The sequence below is a fragment of the Streptomyces sp. CRN 30 genome, assembly GCF_034105845.1.
The window spans coordinates 1-16,469 of the sequence record NZ_JAVRHI010000306.1 but is presented as its reverse complement, the minus strand read 5'-3'; the positions used below and the strand labels follow the sequence as shown (position 1 = coordinate 16,469).

Below are 16,469 nucleotides of genomic sequence, written 5' to 3'. Positions count from 1 at the left end.
CGAGACCGGCGTCAAGGTCATCGACCTGCTGACCCCGTACGTCAAGGGCGGCAAGATCGGTCTGTTCGGCGGCGCCGGCGTCGGCAAGACGGTGCTCATCCAGGAGATGATCTACCGCGTCGCCAACAACCACGACGGTGTGTCGGTGTTCGCCGGTGTCGGTGAGCGCACCCGTGAGGGCAACGACCTCATCGACGAGATGAGCGAGTCGGGCGTCATCGACAAGACCGCGCTGGTCTTCGGCCAGATGGACGAGCCCCCGGGCACCCGTCTGCGCGTGGCCCTGGCCGGTCTGACCATGGCGGAGTACTTCCGGGATGTGCAGAAGCAGGACGTGCTGTTCTTCATCGACAACATCTTCCGCTTCACCCAGGCCGGTTCCGAGGTGTCGACCCTGCTCGGCCGCATGCCCTCCGCGGTGGGCTACCAGCCGAACCTGGCCGACGAGATGGGTCTCCTCCAGGAGCGCATCACCTCGACCCGCGGTCACTCGATCACCTCGATGCAGGCGATCTACGTCCCCGCGGACGACCTGACCGACCCGGCCCCGGCCACCACCTTCGCCCACCTCGACGCGACGACGGTGCTCTCCCGTCCGATCTCGGAGAAGGGCATCTACCCGGCCGTGGACCCGCTGGACTCGACGTCCCGCATCCTCGACCCGCGGTACATCGCGGCGGACCACTACAACACCGCGATGCGCGTGAAGAACGTCCTGCAGAAGTACAAGGACCTCCAGGACATCATCGCGATCCTCGGTATCGACGAGCTGGGCGAGGAGGACAAGCTCACCGTCCACCGTGCCCGTCGCGTGGAGCGCTTCCTGTCCCAGAACACCCACGTCGCCAAGCAGTTCACCGGCGTCGACGGGTCGGACGTCCCGCTGGACGAGTCGATCACGGCCTTCAACGCGATCATCGACGGCGAGTACGACCACTTCCCGGAGCAGGCCTTCTTCATGTGCGGTGGCATCGAGGACCTGAAGAAGAACGCGAAGGAGCTCGGCGTCTCCTGACGCCGGCGCTGCCGAGCACCGTCTGAAGTGTCCGAGGGGGACGGAACGTACCTCACGAGGTACGCCCCGTCCCCCTCGGCACACCGGCCGGTGCATGTACCGGGGGCAATCCCCGATTTCCCCAGGCCGGACAGGCCGGGGTGGGCCCGGGCACTGCGGTGCGCGACGCCCTACTAGACTTGTGACCCAACACCCGGCAGAACCGCCGGGTGGTGACCCGAGGAGCCACCTTGGCCGCTGAGCTGCACGTCGCGCTGGTCGCGGCCGACCGAGAGGTCTGGTCCGGCAAGGCCACCCTGGTCGTCGCGCGCACCACGTCCGGCGACATCGGCGTCATGCCCGGTCACCAGCCGCTGCTCGTCGTGCTGGAGTCGGGCCCGGTGACCATCCGTACGAGCGAGGGAGGGACGGTCGTCGCCGCGGTGCACGGCGGTTTCATCTCGTTCGCGGACAACAAGCTGTCCCTGCTGGCCGAGATCGCCGAGCTGTCGGACGAGATCGACGTCCAGCGTGCGGAGCGGGCGCTCGCGCAGGCGAAGACGGAGGCCGACGCCTCCGCCGCGCGCCGCGCTGACGTCCGACTGCGTGCGGTGTCGGCGCGCTGATGTGAGGGCGCTTCCCAGAGCCCTAAGGTACTGGGGGAGCGCCTTGTGATGCTGTGCCTCAGCCGCGGCGGGGACCGGAGCGATCCGGACCCCGCCGCGGCTGAGCCAGATGTGGGTGTTTTTGTCGTTCCGTTACCTAGGAGACGAGGAGGTCGGTGTCGATGGTCCTCGCTCTGACTGTGTGCGTGCTGCTCATCGTGCTCGTGGTGGTGGGACTCTTCGTCTTCGGTCTGCGGCGCCGGCTCATCCAGCGTTCCGGCGGCACCTTCGACTGCAGCCTGCGGTGGGACCTCCCCGGGGACCCGGAGAAGGGCGAGGAGAACGGCAAGGGCTGGAGCTACGGCGTCGCCCGCTACAACGGCGACCGCATCGAATGGTTCCGCGTCTTCAGCTACGCCCCCCGCCCGCGCCGCATCCTGGAGCGCTCGGCGATCGAGGTGGCCGGGCGCCGTACGCCCGAGGGCGAGGAGGAGCTCGCGCTCCTCTCCGACGCCGTCATCCTCGCCTGTGTGCACCGGGGTAACCGGCTGGAGCTGGCGATGAGCGAAGACGCGCTGACCGGGTTCCTGGCTTGGCTGGAGGCTGCTCCGCCCGGGCAGAGGGTGAATGTGGCGTAGCCACGTCCACCCTCTGCGTGGGGGTCCCCCCGGACAAGATCCGGGGGAGCGTCAATGTTGCGTAACTCTGCTGGTTACTCCATTGGGCTGATCGTTCCGGTCAGTTCAGACCGGCGTCGATCGCGCTCACCAGTTCGCCGTTCGCGGTGTCCCCGCTGAACTCCCAGAAGAAGGCACCGCCGAGGCCCTGGCCGTTGGCCCAGTTCATCTTGGTGCCGATGGTGGCGGGGGTGTCGTACGACCACCAGTTGCTGCCGCAGTGCGCGTACGCGGTGCCCGCGATGGTGCCGGTGACCGGGCAGGCGTTCTTGAGCACCTTGTAGTCCTCGATGCCCGGCTCGTAGGTGCCGGGGGCCGCGCCGGTCGCCGTGCCGCCCGGGGCGGACTGGGTGACGCCGGTCCAGCCGCGGCCGTAGAAGCCGATGCCGAGCAGCAGCTTGGCGGCGGGGACGCCCTTGGCCTTGAGCTTGGCGATCGCGTCGGCGGAGTTGAAGCCCGCGGCCGGGATGCCGTTGTACGAGGTCAGCGGGGAGTGCGGGGCGGTCGGGCCGGTGGGCGTGAAGGCGCCGAAGTAGTCGTACGTCATCACGTTGTACCAGTCGAGGTACTGGGCGGCGCCGCCGTAGTCGGCCGCGTCGAGCTTGCCGCCGGAGGAGCCGTCGGCGGTGATGGCGGCGGTGACCAGGTAGTCCTGCCCGAACTCCGCGCGCAGCGCCTGCATCAGGGTGCGGAAGGCGGCGGGGCCGGAGGAGTCGCAGGTCAGACCGCAGGCGTTCGGGTACTCCCAGTCCATGTCGATGCCGTCGAAGACGTCGGCCCAGCGCGGGTCCTCGACCACGGCCTTGCAGGACTTGGCGAAGGCGGCGGCGTTCTGCGCGGCCTGCCCGAAGCCGCCGGAGTAGGTCCAGCCGCCGAAGGAGTACAGCACCTTGATGTGCGGGTACTTGGCCTTGAGCTGGCGGAGCTGGTTGAAGTTGCCGCGCAGCGGCTGGTCCCAGGTGTCGGCGGTGCCGCTGACGGACTGGTCGGCGGTGTAGGCCTTCTCGTACGCGGCGAAGGTGTCGTCGACCGTGCACTGGCCGTTCTTCACGTTGCCGAACGCGTAGTTGATGTGGGTGATCTTCGAGGCGGAGCCCGAGGTCACCAGGTTCTTGACGTGGTAGTTGCGGCCGTAGACGCCCCACTCGGTGAAGTAGCCGAGGTTGATCTTCCCGCCCGGTCCGGGCTCGTTGTTCCCGCCTCCCGTGGTGCGCACCGCGGCCGCGCCGCTCACCGGGCCGGTCTGGTCGGCGGTGTCACGGGCCTGCACGGTGTACGAGTAGTCGGTGCCGGCGCTGAGACCGGTGTCCGTGTACGAGGTGGAGGTGACGGTGGCGACCTTGGCGCCGCCGCGCAGGACGTCGTAGTTCTTCACGCCCTTGTCGTCGGAGGCGGCGGACCAGGACAGCCGCACCGAGGTGTCGGTGACGTTCGAGGCGGTGGGGGTGCCGGGGGCGGAGGGCGGGTTGTCACCGGGCACGGAGGGCCCGCCGTCACAGCTGCCGCCGTTGAGGGCACAGTTGGCGGGGGAACCGGTGCCGGAACCGTTGAAGCCGAAGGAGACCGAGGCGCCGGGGGCGAGGGTGCCGTTCCAGGCCTTGTTCTTCGCGGTCCAGCGGGTGCCGGAGTTGGTCACGTCGGCGTCCCAGGCGGAGGTGACCGACGTACCGGAGGGGAAGTCCCACTGGAGGGTCCAGGAGCTGATGCTCGTGGTCCCGGTGTTCTTCACGGTCCACTTGCCCTCGAAGCCGGAGCCCCAGTCCTGGCTCTTCGCGTAGGTGGCCGTCGCCTCGGTGGCCGCGTGGGCGGGACCGGCGAGGCCGACCAGACCGGCCAGCGGGAGCGCCAGCGCCGCGACGACTGCCGCGACTCTGTGTCTGAAGCGCATGCTGCGCCTCCTCATCGGGAGTGTCGGGGCATGACTGAGCCTCATGCCCACAGTGCCGCGAGAATAGAAAGGTCTGTACCACGGGTCAATAGGTCTGGACCACTACCCTGCAAGCCGTTACCGTCGGTTCGCCTACAGCCCCAACTCCTGGGCCAGCACGGCTGCCTGGACGCGGCTGCGCAGCTCCAGCTTGCCGAGCAGTCGGCTGACGTGCGTCTTGACCGTGGCCTCGGCCATCTCCAGCCGCACCGCGATCCCGGCGTTCGACAGCCCCTCGCCGAGGCAGGACAGCACCTCCCGCTCGCGCCGGGTGAGGCAGTCCAGTACGGCCGGATCGGCGGTGGGCTCCCGGACCGGCTTCGCGGCGAACTCGGAGATCAGCCGCCGGGTGACGGCCGGCGCGATCATGCCCTCCCCGCTCGCGACCGTCCGTACGGCCGCGATCAGGTCCTTCGCGTCCGTGTTCTTGAGCAGGAAGCCGGAGGCGCCCGCGCGCAGCGCCCCGAAGACGTACTCGTCGAGGTCGAAGGTGGTCAGGACCAGCACGTCGGCCAGGTGTTCGGCGACGATCTGCCGGGTGGCGGACACCCCGTCCAGACGCGGCATCTGTATGTCCATCAGCACCAGGTGCGGCCGCAGCTCACGGGCCATGACCACCGCCTGCTCGCCGTCGGCGGCCTCCCCGACCACCTCGATGTCGGGCGCGCTGCGCAGGATGAGGACGAGTCCGGCGCGTACGGCGGACTGGTCCTCGGCGACGAGCACACGGATCATGCGGGTCCTCCCTGGGGGTGCGGGGTGGTGGGCAGGCTCGCGCGGACGGTCCAGACCTTCGCGGCCGCGCCGGGATCGCCGGGGAAGCTCTCGGGGCCGGCCTCGAAGGTGCCGCCCAGCAGGGCGGTCCGCTCCCGCATGCCGACGAGACCGGCGCCGGAGCCGGGGGCGCGGGGGCCGTCACGGTCGCCGTACGGGCTGATCACCGTGAGCTCGAGGCGGTCGTCGCGCCGCGCCAGGGTCACCGTGACCCGCCCCGGGCAGGCGTGCTTGAGGGCGTTGGTGAGGGACTCCTGCACGATGCGGTACGCGGCCAGCTCCACCGGGGTGGGCAGCCGGTCGCCGGGGGAGGCGTCCAGGGTGACGTCGAGGCCGTTGGTACGGGCCCCCTCGACGAGCGCGTCGAGTCCGTCCAGTGTGGGCGAGGCGGCGGGCTCCGAGTCGCCGCTGTCGTCCCGCAGGATGCCGATGAGGCGGCGCATCTCCGCGAGTCCCTCGACGCTGTTCTCCCGGATCACGCCGAGGGCCTGCCGGGTGGTCTCCGGTTCGTCGAGGGACAGGGCCGCCGTCGAGTGGATGGCGATCGCGGACAGGTGGTTGGCGACCAGGTCGTGCAGCTCGCGGGCCATCCGGGAGCGCTCGGCGGTGACGGCCTGGGTACGGTCCATCTCGGCGAGCAGGGCGGTCTGCTGGGCGCGCAGCCGGGCGGCCTCGGCCGCGTCGCGGTGGTTGCGCACGATGAGGCCGGTGGACGCGGGGGCGAAGGCCACGACGCCGACCATGAAGCCGAGCAGCAGCGCCTCGGGCTCCCGCAACGCCGCGAACGACCCCACCGTCACGACCATCGTGACCAGCGCGCTGATCCACGGGATGCGGCGGGCCGAAGCCGGTGTGCCGTACAGGACGGCCGCGTAGACGACGTCGGTGAACATCACGAGCGAGGCGATGCTGCCCTGCGTGAGCGTGTCCGCGGTCAGCGCGGCGGTGCCGGTCAGCAGCGCCGTGCGCGGGGCGATCCGGCGCAGCAGCTCGCAGCCGGCCAGCACGACCATCGGCACGAGGACGGGCCAGGGGCCCGGCCACAGCACGATCGGGTTCTCCCTCGGCCGCATGCCCAGGCCGATGCCCAGCAGCAGGAGCCCGCCGAGCAGGCTACCCACCGCGATGCCCACGTCGAGGCGGTGCGGGCGGGGGAGCGTGACGGCCATGGCTCCATCCAACACGGCGCGGCCGCCCTCCGCCTGATCCCGGGGGAGGGTCCGGGACTGCATCTTTCGATGTACGGCGGTTTCGTCACCGACGACGACGATCCCAGCGCCCCCGGGCGGGAGCCTTGAAGGGTGAACGAGAGGAGCGAACCGTGATCGTCACGCTGATCATCGTCTGCGAGGTCGGCTTCTGGGTGCTGCTGGCCGCGGGCCTGGCCGCGCGCTACCTGCTGAAGCGGGAGCGCCTGGGCCTGGCCCTGCTGCTGTGCGAGCCGCTGCTGGAGGTCGTGCTGCTGGCCGCGACGGCGATCGACCTGAGGAACGGTGCCGAGCCGAACTGGTCGCACGGTCTGGCCGCGCTCTACATCGGCTACACCGCCGGTCACGGCCACCGCACGGTGAGGTGGCTGGACGGCCACGCCGCCCACCGCCTCGCAGGCGCCCCGAAGCCCGCCGGCCCGCCCCGCTACGGCATGGCGCGGGCCCGGTACGAGGGCAGGGTCTGGCTGGGCACGCTCATCGGGGCGGTCACCGCGACGGCTCTGCTGCTGGCCGCGATGTGGTACGTCGGCGACCCGGGCCGTACGACGTCCCTGGCGGCCTGGATGTCCGGGGCCTGGCGCATCGTCTTCTTCCACGGACTGTTCGCCCTCGCCTACTTCGTCTTCCCCAAGAAGGCGCCGGAACAGCAGGGGGAGCAGACCGTGCTCCGGGAGGAGAACGCGCACCGATGAGCCCCGCGAGGAAGAACCTGCTGGACGGAGGGGGCACCTCCGTCATCGGTCTGGCCCTGTGGCTGTTCACCGGGGACGTGCAGGTCCCGGTGGTCACGCTGACGAAGGTGGGCGTGGTGCTGATGTGCGTCGGTGCGGTGCTCCTCGCGACGGGGCTCTACCAGTCGGCGCGGACGTCGGACGCGCGCCGGTAGCGCGCCTCAGCGCTCCCCGCCCGGCACCCACAACACGTCACCGATCTCCTTGTTGGCCGTGCGCGCGAGGATGAACAGCAGGTCGGACAGCCGGTTGAGGTAGGTGGCGGTCAGGGCGTTCATGGTCTCCCCGTGCACCTCCAGCGCCGCCCACGTCGACCGCTCCGCCCGCCGGACGACCGTGCACGCCTGGTGCAGCAGGGCCGCGCCGGCGGTGCCGCCGGGCAGGATGAAGGAGCGCAGCTTCTCCAGGTCCTCCAGGAAGCGGTCGCAGTCCGCCTCCAGCTTGTCGACGTAGGACTGCTCGACGCGCAGCGGCGGGAACTCGGGCTCCTCGACGACGGGCGTCGACAGATCGGCCCCGACGTCGAACAGGTCGTTCTGCACCCGGGTGAGGACCTTCACGAGTGCGTCGCTCAGTCCGCCGAGCGCCACCGCCGTGCCGATGACCGCGTTGGCCTCGTTGGCGTCGGCGTACGCGGCGATCCGCAGATCGGTCTTGGGCACCCGGCTCATGTCACCCAGGTTCGTGGTGCCCTGGTCCCCGGTCCTCGTGTAGATGCGCGTCAGATTGACCATGCGCCCAGCGTAGGCGCGCCCCCGCGGTACGGAAGGCGGCGGGGGCGCGCGCCGACGGGCACCGCACGGCCGACGGCGCCGGGACGGGCCGTCAGATGCCACTGGCGCGCGACGAGATGACGGGGCTCACGGGCCGGGGGACGCCCGACTGCGCCGTCCGGGGCGCCGGACGGCGCTCGGCGGTGTGATGTCCGTCATCTGAGACGTGACGCGCGTTACTTACCGGTCACAAGGCCCTTCACGAGCGCTAGTGTCCGCCAGGAGGCCCCCCGACCGCCCGGCGCCGCCCGTACGGGGGGACACCCACGGAACCAGCGTGCAAGCGCGTCGTGCAGTCGTTCAAAGGGGAGTCGAAAGTGGCACGGAAGCTCGCCGTCGTCGGAGCCGGACTCATGGGGTCCGGCATCGCCCAGGTCTCCGCCCAGGCGGGCTGGGAGGTCGTCCTGCGCGATGTCACCGACGAGGCCCTCACGCGCGGCACCGACGGCATCAAGGCCTCGTTCGACAAGTTCGTGAGCAAGGGCAGGCTGGAGGCCGGCGACGCCGAGGCCGCCCTGGCCCGCATCACCCCCACCACCGACCTGGACGCCGCAGCCGACGCGGACGTCGTGGTCGAGGCGGTCTTCGAGCAGCTCGAGGTCAAGCACGAGATCTTCCGCACGCTCGACCGGATCGTGCGCGCGGACACCGTCCTCGCCTCCAACACCTCCGCCATCCCGATCACCAAAATCGCGGCCGTGACGGAGAATCCCGGACGCGTCGTCGGCACGCACTTCTTCTCGCCCGTGCCGATGATGCAGCTCTGCGAGCTCGTCCGCGGTCACAAGACCAGCGACGAAACCCTCGCCACCGCCCGGGAGTTCGCCGAGTCCGTCGGCAAGACCTGCATCGTCGTCAACCGCGACGTCGCCGGTTTCGTCACCACCCGGCTCATCTCCGCCCTCGTCGTCGAGGCCGCGAAGCTCTACGAGTCGGGCGTGGCCAGCGCCGAGGACATCGACCTCGCCTGCAAGCTGGGCTTCGGTCACGCCATGGGTCCGCTCGCCACGACCGACCTCACCGGCGTCGACATCCTGCTGCACGCCACGGGCAACATCTACACCGAGTCGCAGGACGAGAAGTTCGCCCCGCCGGAACTGATGCGCCGAATGGTGGACGCCGGTGACATCGGCCGCAAGAGCGGGCAGGGCTTTTACACGTACTGACAGCGGGTGAACCGATTAAGCCCCTCCGGTTTCACACCTTGCGGTGAATTGGCTATCGGTTCGCTCATGGACGGCAACCTCTGGGGCGCCTGCACCGTCAGAGGTTGCACCACCGGACAACGACCGGCGTGACCGGAGAACGGCCGGCGCACCGACACGCACTCGCGGGGAGCGCATATGTACATCAGGGGCGACCACGCCGAGCTGGTCGTCGGGGGCCGCCTCGACGTCCGCAGCGCGGCGGACGCCCGTACGGTCCTGCACTCGGCCGTCGACGACGGAGCCGGCGACCTGGTGCTCGACCTGTCGAAGCTGGACTCCTGGGACGCCACCGGACTCGGCGTCATCATGGGCGTCCACCGGCGGGCGGGGCGGTGCGGACGGCGGCTGGTGCTGCGCGACGTACCGCCACAGATGCAGCGCCTGCTCGTGGCGACCCGGCTGCACCGGATCCTGGCCATCGAGGGCGGCATCGGGGTGGAGTCGCTGCCCCGCGTGTGATCCCCCGGCCACGGGACACCCGGACGACCCGGGAGGCAAGCACACCACACGCGCAATCCTCATGAGACTGTGACGTCTCGGGCGGCGCGGTACCCCGGCTGGTCAGGGATACTGACACAAGGTTTAGTGTGCGGCTGCCCGCCGCCAGAAATCCCTCGTGTGGGCACCGGACCAGAAGCGACAGCGGGGTGTGCGGCACGGCCGGGAGGGGCTGCAGAGGCACACGACGCTTTTGGGGGGCGAGAACCGATGGACCCGACGAACCCGGGACCCGACGAGAACGGCCACGACGACGGCACGGACGGCCGGGCGCCCCGCCCGCGCCCGCCGCGCGAGACCCTGACACCCGACTTCGGCCAGCACGCGCCCGCGCTCGCCCGCACCGTCCAGGTGGTCGCGGGCGACTTCCTGCTCACCGTGAACCCGGTCGACGGCAGCGAGATCGAGAACTGCCCACCCGGTGAGCGCCCCGGCCGGCCCGGGAAGCGCCCGGCCGCCGAGCGCGCCGAGGCCGCCCGCGCCGCCCGGCCGCCCGCTCCGACGGGTCCCGCCCGCCCCAGGCCGTCGCTCCTGCAGCGCCACGAGGTGCGCGAGCGGCTCGTACGGTCCCTCGCCCGCGGCCGCTCCGTCCGGCTCACCGGCCCCTCGGGCTCCGGCCGCACCGCGCTGCTCGACCTGGTTGCCGAGGACTGCGCGGACCTCGCCCCTGACGGCGTCGTCCGCCTCTCCGGTCACCGGCGCGCCCCCGCGGACCTGCTGTACGACCTCTTCGCCGCCGTCCACGCGGCGCCGCTGCACCGGCCCGGTCCCGACGAACTCCTCGGTCAGGTCCGCGAGATCGGCGCGGTCGTCGTCCTGGACGACGTGGAGTTCGGCGGTGGTGCGCTCGACGAACTGCTCGACGCGACCCCCGAGTGCGCCTTCCTGATCGCCGCCACGCCCGACGTGCCCGCGCCGTCCGCCGACGCCCTCCTGGAGGAGGTGTCCCTCGGCGGACTCGACCGCGAGGGCGGTGCGCAGCTTCTCGAGCGCGCCGTCGGCCGGGTGCTCACCGAGGACGAGCGCACCTGGGCGGGCGACCTCTGGTTCGAGTCCGAGGGGCTGCCGCTGCGGTTCATGCAGGCCGGGGCGCTGCTGCGGCAGCGGGACCGGATGCTCGCCGCCGCGGACGCCTTCGACGACCTCGGCGTCTTCGAGGAGGCGCCGGACTCCCGGTCCCCGTCGGCGTCCGAGCGGGACGGCTCGGTTCCCTCCGGCGCCCCCGGTGACGGCGCCGACGTCCCCCTGCCGTCGCTCGCCGAGGGGGCCGCGCCCGCCGCGCTGCTGGCGTCCCGGCTGAGCGAGTCGGCGCGCGAGACGCTGAGGCTCGCGGTCGCCCTCGGCGGTGAGGTGCCGCACCAGGCGCACCTGCCCGCGCTGGTGGGGGACACCCACGCGGACGCGGCCCTCGCCGAACTCGTGCACAGCGCGCTGCTCACCCCGGTCGGCGCCCGCCACCGGCTCGCGTCCGGAGTGCGGGAGCAACTGGAGGCCGCCGGATACGCCGACGGCGCCGAGGACCGCGCCGTCACCGTCGCCCGGCACTACTCCTGGTGGGCCGGGCACCCCTCGGTCACGCCCGAGCGGGTCACGGCGGAGGCGGACGCCGTGCTGGCCGCACTCGCGGTGCTGGTGCCCCTCACGTCCCCCAAGGACTCGGCCGCGCCCTCGGCTTCGCCCGACAAGGGGGGACCCTCAGCCCGGGCCGCCGAGGAGGACGAGGAGAGCGCCGCCGTACGGCTGGCCCGGCAGGCCGCGCCCGCGTTCGCCGCCGGACTGGACTGGGGCGCCTGGGAGCGGGCGCTGCGGTACGGCGCCGAGGCCTCCCGGCTCGCCGGAGAGGTGACCGAGCAGGCCTACTTCCACCACGAGCTGGGCGTCCTGGCGCTGGTGACCGGGCAGCTGGACCGGGCCCGGGCCGAGCTGGAGACGTCCATCGGACTGCGTGGCGCCCTCGCCGACCGGCGCGGCACGGTCGCCGGCCGCCGCGCCCTCGCCCTGGTCGCCGACCGCTCCGGGGAGACCCCGCCCGGTGGGCGCACGGCGGCGGGGGAGGAGGTGCCGGACGCCCGGCACGAGGAGTCGGCGTCGCCGCCCCCGGGTGTCCCGGCCGGCTTCGGCGCGGCGTACCCGCCGGTCCGGCCCGAGGGCGACACCTCGACGGTGGTCGTGCACCGCGCCGCCTCCGCCCCCAAGGGCGGGCTCGGCGGCCGTCTGGTCAGCGGTGCCCGGCGCAACCTGGTGGCGGCGGGCGCGGGCGCGCTGCTCGCCGCCGTGCTCGGCACCGTCGTCACGCTGGGCGCCACCTCCGACGGCGGCGAGAACACCCCCGCCGAGCGGGTCGGGGTCGATCCGTCGGCCAGCCCTGGCTATGACGACGACAGTCTGAGCGCGGACCGTCCGAAGAAGGACGGCGGCGCGGGTACGGGCACGGGCAGCGTGAGCGTGCCCACGGACCCCGGCCCCGACGGCACGTACGGCACCTCGGACGATCCGGCACCGACGCGCAGCGCCGCCCCGTCGGACGAGTCGAGCGGTACGGGGGAGCCGGGCGACGACGACACCGGCGGGTCCCCGACGAAGACGGCGCCCACCACGAAGGACCCGTCCACGTCCCCGAAGCCACCGTCCCCGTCGGACACCGACCCCGATCCGGACCCGGACCCGGACCCGGATCCGGGCACCGACACCCCGCCGGAACCGTCGACGCCGACCCAGCCGTCGAGCCCGGAGGAGACGCAGCCGGAGGACCCGCCCCCGCCCCCGCAGAGCAGTACCTCGGCCGGTGGTCCCACCATCGGTGAACCCACGGCCACGGATGGCTCGGCGAGTGCCCCGCAGAGTGGCGACGGCGACCCGGCGGGCGACACGGTGAACACCTGACCGGTGTACGCACGGGGTCCCGCCGTAGCGGAGCGACGGGGGTGAACCAGAGGGCCGGGTCCCGATATCACGGACCCGGCCCTCGGACGTAAGCGCACCGCTCAGAACAAGCGAAGTTTGTCGTCCTCGATGCCCCGCAGCGCGTTGTAGTCCAGGACCTGGCACCCGATGCCGCGGTCGGTGGCGAGGACCCGCGCCTGGGGCTTGATCTCCTGGGCCGCGAAGACGCCGCGGACCGGGGCGAGATGGGGGTCGCGGTTCAGCAACTCGAGGTAACGGGTGAGCTGTTCGACGCCGTCGATCTCGCCGCGCCGCTTGATCTCGACGGCGACCGTCCGGCCCTCCGCGTCGCGGCACAGGATGTCGACGGGACCGATGGCCGTCATGTACTCGCGGCGGATGAGCGTGTAACCCTCACCGAGGGTCTCGATGCGGTCGGCCAGCAGTTCCTGCAGATGGGCCTCCACCCCGTCCTTGATCAGACCGGGGTCGACGCCGAGCTCGTGCGAGGAGTCGTGCAGGACCTCCTCCATCGTGATGATGAGCTTCTCGCCCGCCTTGTTCACGACCGTCCAGACGCCTTCCTCGTCCCCGGCGCCCTCCTTCAGGGTGCAGGGCGGCGACATCCAGTTCAGGGGCTTGTAGGCCCGGTCGTCCGCGTGGATCGAGACGCTGCCGTCCGCCTTCACCAGGATCAGACGGGGGGCCGAGGGCAGATGGGCGGTGAGCCGGCCGGCGTAGTCGACGGAACACCGGGCAATGACGAGACGCATGGTCGGAAACGCTACTCGACACCTGTCCGCGGACGCGATTCGCCCACCTCATCGTGGTCGTGAGCGCCCACCGGGCCGGCGGGCGCCGTTCCGCACCCCGCGTGCGCTGCCAATTGTCACGTGCCGTAGGCAACTCTGATCATTAATGGCTGATTGTGACTATCGGAGCGCCTTCCTCCTGGTGCGCTCCCCCTGCGGTGCCTACGGTGGAAACAGGAGGTCGCGGTGCATGCACACAGAGTGGTCACGTCGCGGGCTCCCGACCTGTCCGTCAGCCCCCGCTCCGCGGGGGTTCGAGAGGAGAACCCATGTCGCTCGACGTCTCACCGGCCCTACTCGAACAGGCCGAGCGAGGCGAGGTCGACGAAGCCGCTTTCGTCGACTGCGTCCGGACCTCCCTGCCCTATGCATGGGAGATGATCAGCTCTCTGGTGGCCCAGCTGAACGTTGACGGCGGCGACTTCGCCGACAACCAGACGCCCCCGCCGAACGAGCAGGCACGCGGCCAGCTGCTGCGTGTGCTCGCGAGTGACGCGATACGCGGCGCGCTGCAGCGGCACTTCGGTGTGCGGCTGGCCTTCCAGAACTGCCACCGGGTGGCCGTCTTCCCACTGGACTCCGCGGTGGACGACACGCTGGCGCGCTTCACCTCGGTCCGCAGTCAGCTGCTCAACCAGTCACCGGAGTTCCGGGACTGCTGAGGCAGCCCTCGGCGCACGGCTTGCCGTCCTGCGGGAGGTGTCCAGGTACTGGGGTGGCAAGCCCCCGCCGGCCGCGGTCCTCGCACCGCGGCACGGGTCCACGGCCCGGCCGTACCGGCGGCACCGGTCACGTGCCGGTCCGGGACCCTCGCACAGTCAGCGGCTCGGGGCACAGGCCCTCAGCCGCACGCGGGCGGTCGGGCCACGGCCCGGCCGCTCAGCCGGGGGAGCACCTCGGCGCCGATCCGCCGTACGTTCTCCTCGGTGGCCGCGAGGTCGCCCGAGCCCTCGACGAGCAGGGCGAAGCGCGAGATGCCCGTCCGTTCGGCGGTCGCGGCCAGCCGGTCGGCGCACAACCGGGGCGTTCCCACCGGGTGCAGCGCGCAGAGCAGTTCGGTGTACGCCCTCGGGTCCCGCATCGCGCGGGCGCGGCCGTCCACCGTCACATGGGCGCCCAGCCCCTGCCTCAGCCAGCCGGGCATCGCCTTGACGAGGGTCTCGACCGCGTCCGTCCGCCGGTCCGCGATCTGGCAGACCCCGGCCGACACGTGGTCGGCGAGGGCGATCTCGTCCGGGTCATGGCCCGCCGCGCGTGCGTGCCGCCGCCACAGCGCGACCATCTCCGCCTTCTCCTCGTCCCCGATGTGCATGCCGAGCAGCATGGGCAGCCCGCGCTCGGCCGCGAGCCGGACGCTCGCCGGGGAGGTGCAGGCGACGACGACCTCGGGACCCGAGGAGCCCTCGAAGGCGTCCGCGGGTCTGGGAACCACCGGGACCTCACGGAAGGAGAACCGTTCCCCCGAGGCGCCGACCGACGGTTCGCGCAGCCAGCGCACCAGCAGATCGAGTGATTCGGGGAACCCCGTCTCGTACGCCTCGACGCCCGCGCCGAACACCTCCAGGTCCACCCACGGTCCGCCGCGGCCCACGCCCAGCGAGAACCGGCCGCCCGACGTCACGTGCAGCAGCGCGGCCTGCTCGCCGAGGGCCACCGGATGGACGGTGGGGAGGACACTGACCGCCGTGCCGACCCGGATCCGCCGGGTGCGTCCGAGCAGTAACGCGGCGAGGGTGATCGCCGACGGGCAGGTCCCGTAGGGGACGAAGTGGTGCTCGGCCAGCCACACCGAGTCCAGCCCCGCCTCCTCGGCCGCCTCCGCCGTCCGCACGGCACGGTGCAGGGCCTCCCCCTGCCCCTGGCCCGGGAACTGGGCAGCCAGTACAAAACTTCCAACACGCATGGCACTTCCTGCTTTCTCGGCTCCGACGCGGAGCTCCCCCACTGGCATAACCGCCTGACACGTGCCTGAGACACGGCCGACGACGCGATTTGCGGATTGTCCGGCGAATGCCTCCGCCGGAGGGGGATACGTGCCGGTTCGAGGGGCGGGCCCGCCCTCACGCGGCCCGCGTAGGCTGGACGCCATCCGTGCTTCCCGTGCCGACCCGTGAGGTGTCCCGTGTCCCCGCGTCGCAACCGACCCAAGGGTGCCGGCTCGTCCGGCCGGAGCGCCGACGAGGACCGGGGCGACCGTTACGGCGGCTGGCAGTCCACCGAGGACTGGCGGGGCGAGGGCTGGAGCGTGCGGCACGTCGCGGGCGCGAGCGCCGTGGGCAAGACGTACCGCTGCCCCGGCTGCGACCAGATGATCGCCTCCGGGGTGCCGCACGTGGTCGCCTGGCCCGAGCACGCCGGCGTCGACGACCGCCGCCACTGGCACAAGGCCTGCTGGAACGCGCGGGACCGCCGCACCTCGCAGGTGCAGCGGTCCCGTAACGCGCCGCGTTTCTAGCTCTGACGCACGGCTGTCACACGTCCCTGCGGTCCAGCAGCGCGAAGGCGCCGGCGATCGCCGCGGCCGTGATGACGGCGAGCACGGCGAGCTGGCTGCCGCCGCCGCTCCCGCTGTTCAGGCCGAAGACCGCGGCGAGCGAGTTGATGGCGTTGTACTCCAGCACCGCCTCGGCGATCGGGCGCAGGCTCTCGGAGAACAGCAGGAACGCGGGCAGGATCGCGGGCACCAGCACCAGGCCGAGCATCGTGGTGATCGCGCCCGCCGAGTGCCGCAGCATCGAGCCCACCGCGAGGGCGAGGACACCGAGCAGCGAGACGTACAGGGCGCCCATGAAGACGGAACCGACCCACGGGGTGCTGGACGGCTCGTCGTGCAGACCCGCGGTGAAGAGGCCGACCAGGCCGATGGAGAGGGCCGAGACGACGAACGCCACCGCGAAGAAGATGATCAGCTTGGCGGCGAGCACCCGGTGCCGCTGCGGTGAGGCCGTGAACGTGGTGCGGATCATCCCCGTGCCGTACTCCGAGGAGACCACCAGCACGCCCAGCGTGATCAGGCAGATCTGCGCGAGGAGCAGTCCGAAGAAGGCGGAGAGGGTGTACGGGACGTCGCGGTAGTCGACGTCGCTCGTCTGCACGGCGACCAGCAGCCCGATGCCGATCACCAGCGCCAGGAAGATGCCGAGCGTCCACATCGTCGAGCGGACCGAACGGATCTTCGTCCACTCGGAGGCGAGCGCGTGCCCCAGGTGGGTGCGCACGACGGGGATGGGCGAGGTGTACGACGGACCGGGCGCCGCCTGCCGGTGTGGCGCGGGTTGCTGGGGCGCGTGCTGCTGCGGCGCCGGGGGCTGGGGCGTGCTCATCGGGCGTCCTCGGGCTTGGTCAGGTCGGCGGGCGCGGGCGCGGGCGCGGGCTC

17 protein-coding genes are annotated in these 16,469 nt (G+C 71.8%); 10 read left to right on the top strand and 7 right to left on the bottom strand.

All coding sequences use genetic code 11. The features are described 5' to 3' along the window. The 3 genes from atpD to UW392_RS33550 form a co-directional block, all read left to right on the top strand. Nucleotides 1-1,015: F0F1 ATP synthase subunit beta (gene atpD, locus UW392_RS33560; protein WP_320778969.1), on the top strand; the 1,015-nt coding region annotated here is incomplete at its 5' end. A gap of 230 nt (nt 1,016-1,245) precedes the next feature. After that, nucleotides 1,246-1,620: a F0F1 ATP synthase subunit epsilon gene (locus UW392_RS33555; RefSeq protein ID WP_320778968.1), complete on the top strand. Its 375-nt coding sequence runs from the start codon at nt 1,246-1,248 to the stop codon at nt 1,618-1,620. Between the two features lie 161 nt (nt 1,621-1,781). Then, nucleotides 1,782-2,237, top strand: coding sequence for a DUF2550 domain-containing protein (locus UW392_RS33550; RefSeq protein ID WP_320778967.1), 456 nt, complete (start codon nt 1,782-1,784; stop codon nt 2,235-2,237). 100 nt (nt 2,238-2,337) lie between these two features. Here the strand turns inward: UW392_RS33550 and UW392_RS33545 are convergent, their stop codons facing one another. The 3 genes from UW392_RS33545 to UW392_RS33535 all read right to left on the bottom strand — a co-directional run bounded on the left by UW392_RS33545 (nt 2,338) and on the right by UW392_RS33535 (nt 6,146). Then, nucleotides 2,338-4,164: a glycoside hydrolase family 18 chitinase gene (locus UW392_RS33545; protein WP_320778966.1), complete on the bottom strand. Its 1,827-nt coding sequence runs from the start codon at nt 4,162-4,164 to the stop codon at nt 2,338-2,340. Between the two features lie 132 nt (nt 4,165-4,296). Next, nucleotides 4,297-4,938: a response regulator transcription factor gene (locus tag UW392_RS33540; protein WP_320778965.1), complete on the bottom strand. Its 642-nt coding sequence runs from the start codon at nt 4,936-4,938 to the stop codon at nt 4,297-4,299. Next, nucleotides 4,935-6,146 (bottom strand): sensor histidine kinase, encoded by a 1,212-nt coding sequence (locus UW392_RS33535; protein WP_320778964.1) that lies wholly within the window; start codon nt 6,144-6,146, stop codon nt 4,935-4,937. Before UW392_RS33535 ends, UW392_RS33540 begins: the two co-directional genes overlap by 4 nt. Before the next feature lie 152 nt (nt 6,147-6,298). On the opposite strand from UW392_RS33535, the gene UW392_RS33530 reads away from it, so the two are divergent. Together UW392_RS33530 and UW392_RS33525 are read left to right on the top strand one after the other, a co-directional pair. Next, a complete protein-coding gene (locus UW392_RS33530; protein WP_320778963.1) occupies nt 6,299-6,880 on the top strand; it encodes a hypothetical protein in 582 nt (193 codons plus the stop codon). Next, nucleotides 6,877-7,074 carry a DUF5708 family protein gene (locus UW392_RS33525; RefSeq protein WP_320778962.1) on the top strand — a complete coding sequence of 66 codons (198 nt, stop codon included), beginning with the start codon at nt 6,877-6,879 and terminating at the stop codon, nt 7,072-7,074. The genes UW392_RS33530 and UW392_RS33525 overlap by 4 nt, the downstream gene beginning before the upstream one ends. A 6-nt stretch (nt 7,075-7,080) precedes the next feature. Here the strand turns inward: UW392_RS33525 and UW392_RS33520 are convergent, their stop codons facing one another. Beyond that, the gene (locus tag UW392_RS33520; protein WP_320778961.1) at nt 7,081-7,653 is read right to left on the bottom strand and encodes a cob(I)yrinic acid a,c-diamide adenosyltransferase; all 573 of its coding nucleotides are present in this window, start codon (nt 7,651-7,653) and stop codon (nt 7,081-7,083) included. Nucleotides 7,654-8,009: 356 nt separating this feature from the next. On the opposite strand from UW392_RS33520, the gene UW392_RS33515 reads away from it, so the two are divergent. The 3 genes from UW392_RS33515 to UW392_RS33505 all read left to right on the top strand — a co-directional run bounded on the left by UW392_RS33515 (nt 8,010) and on the right by UW392_RS33505 (nt 12,281). After that, complete coding sequence (locus tag UW392_RS33515; RefSeq protein WP_320778960.1) at nt 8,010-8,858, top strand: 3-hydroxyacyl-CoA dehydrogenase family protein; 849 nt, start codon at nt 8,010-8,012, stop codon at nt 8,856-8,858. A gap of 177 nt (nt 8,859-9,035) precedes the next feature. Further along, on the top strand, nt 9,036-9,359 hold the full coding sequence (locus tag UW392_RS33510) for an STAS domain-containing protein (RefSeq protein WP_320778959.1): 324 nt from the start codon (nt 9,036-9,038) through the stop codon (nt 9,357-9,359). A gap of 249 nt (nt 9,360-9,608) precedes the next feature. Then, the gene (locus UW392_RS33505) at nt 9,609-12,281 is read left to right on the top strand and encodes an ATP-binding protein (RefSeq protein WP_320778958.1); all 2,673 of its coding nucleotides are present in this window, start codon (nt 9,609-9,611) and stop codon (nt 12,279-12,281) included. 101 nt (nt 12,282-12,382) lie between these two features. On the opposite strand, the gene nucS is transcribed toward UW392_RS33505, so the two are convergent. After that, nucleotides 12,383-13,054, bottom strand: coding sequence for an endonuclease NucS (gene nucS, locus UW392_RS33500; RefSeq protein WP_320778957.1), 672 nt, complete (start codon nt 13,052-13,054; stop codon nt 12,383-12,385). Between the two features lie 308 nt (nt 13,055-13,362). Between nucS and UW392_RS33495 the strand changes: the two genes are divergently transcribed. Then, nucleotides 13,363-13,755 carry an SCO5389 family protein gene (locus UW392_RS33495; protein ID WP_320778956.1) on the top strand — a complete coding sequence of 131 codons (393 nt, stop codon included), beginning with the start codon at nt 13,363-13,365 and terminating at the stop codon, nt 13,753-13,755. A gap of 179 nt (nt 13,756-13,934) precedes the next feature. On the opposite strand, the gene UW392_RS33490 is transcribed toward UW392_RS33495, so the two are convergent. Continuing rightward, nucleotides 13,935-14,996, bottom strand: coding sequence for an LLM class flavin-dependent oxidoreductase (locus tag UW392_RS33490; RefSeq protein WP_320778955.1), 1,062 nt, complete (start codon nt 14,994-14,996; stop codon nt 13,935-13,937). A 219-nt stretch (nt 14,997-15,215) separates the two neighbouring features. Here UW392_RS33490 and UW392_RS33485 point away from each other — a divergent pair, with 219 nt between their 5' ends. Continuing rightward, nucleotides 15,216-15,548, top strand: coding sequence for an ATP/GTP-binding protein (locus UW392_RS33485; protein ID WP_320778954.1), 333 nt, complete (start codon nt 15,216-15,218; stop codon nt 15,546-15,548). 16 nt (nt 15,549-15,564) lie between these two features. Here the strand turns inward: UW392_RS33485 and UW392_RS33480 are convergent, their stop codons facing one another. Then, on the bottom strand, nt 15,565-16,416 hold the full coding sequence (locus tag UW392_RS33480) for an ABC transporter permease subunit (protein WP_320778953.1): 852 nt from the start codon (nt 16,414-16,416) through the stop codon (nt 15,565-15,567). Between the last annotated feature and the right edge of the window lie 53 nt (nt 16,417-16,469).

Coding starts and splice junctions, on each gene's coding strand:
- UW392_RS33550 (WP_320778967.1), top strand. CDS start 1,782: ATGGTCCTCGCTCTGACTGTGTGCGTGCTGCTCATCGTGCTCGTGGTG.
- UW392_RS33545 (WP_320778966.1), bottom strand. CDS start 4,164: ATGCGCTTCAGACACAGAGTCGCGGCAGTCGTCGCGGCGCTGGCGCTC.
- UW392_RS33540 (WP_320778965.1), bottom strand. CDS start 4,938: ATGATCCGTGTGCTCGTCGCCGAGGACCAGTCCGCCGTACGCGCCGGA.
- UW392_RS33535 (WP_320778964.1), bottom strand. CDS start 6,146: ATGGCCGTCACGCTCCCCCGCCCGCACCGCCTCGACGTGGGCATCGCG.
- UW392_RS33525 (WP_320778962.1), top strand. CDS start 6,877: ATGAGCCCCGCGAGGAAGAACCTGCTGGACGGAGGGGGCACCTCCGTC.
- UW392_RS33520 (WP_320778961.1), bottom strand. CDS start 7,653: ATGGTCAATCTGACGCGCATCTACACGAGGACCGGGGACCAGGGCACC.
- UW392_RS33510 (WP_320778959.1), top strand. CDS start 9,036: ATGTACATCAGGGGCGACCACGCCGAGCTGGTCGTCGGGGGCCGCCTC.
- UW392_RS33505 (WP_320778958.1), top strand. CDS start 9,609: ATGGACCCGACGAACCCGGGACCCGACGAGAACGGCCACGACGACGGC.
- nucS (WP_320778957.1), bottom strand. CDS start 13,054: ATGCGTCTCGTCATTGCCCGGTGTTCCGTCGACTACGCCGGCCGGCTC.
- UW392_RS33495 (WP_320778956.1), top strand. CDS start 13,363: ATGTCGCTCGACGTCTCACCGGCCCTACTCGAACAGGCCGAGCGAGGC.
- UW392_RS33490 (WP_320778955.1), bottom strand. CDS start 14,996: ATGCGTGTTGGAAGTTTTGTACTGGCTGCCCAGTTCCCGGGCCAGGGG.
- UW392_RS33480 (WP_320778953.1), bottom strand. CDS start 16,416: ATGAGCACGCCCCAGCCCCCGGCGCCGCAGCAGCACGCGCCCCAGCAA.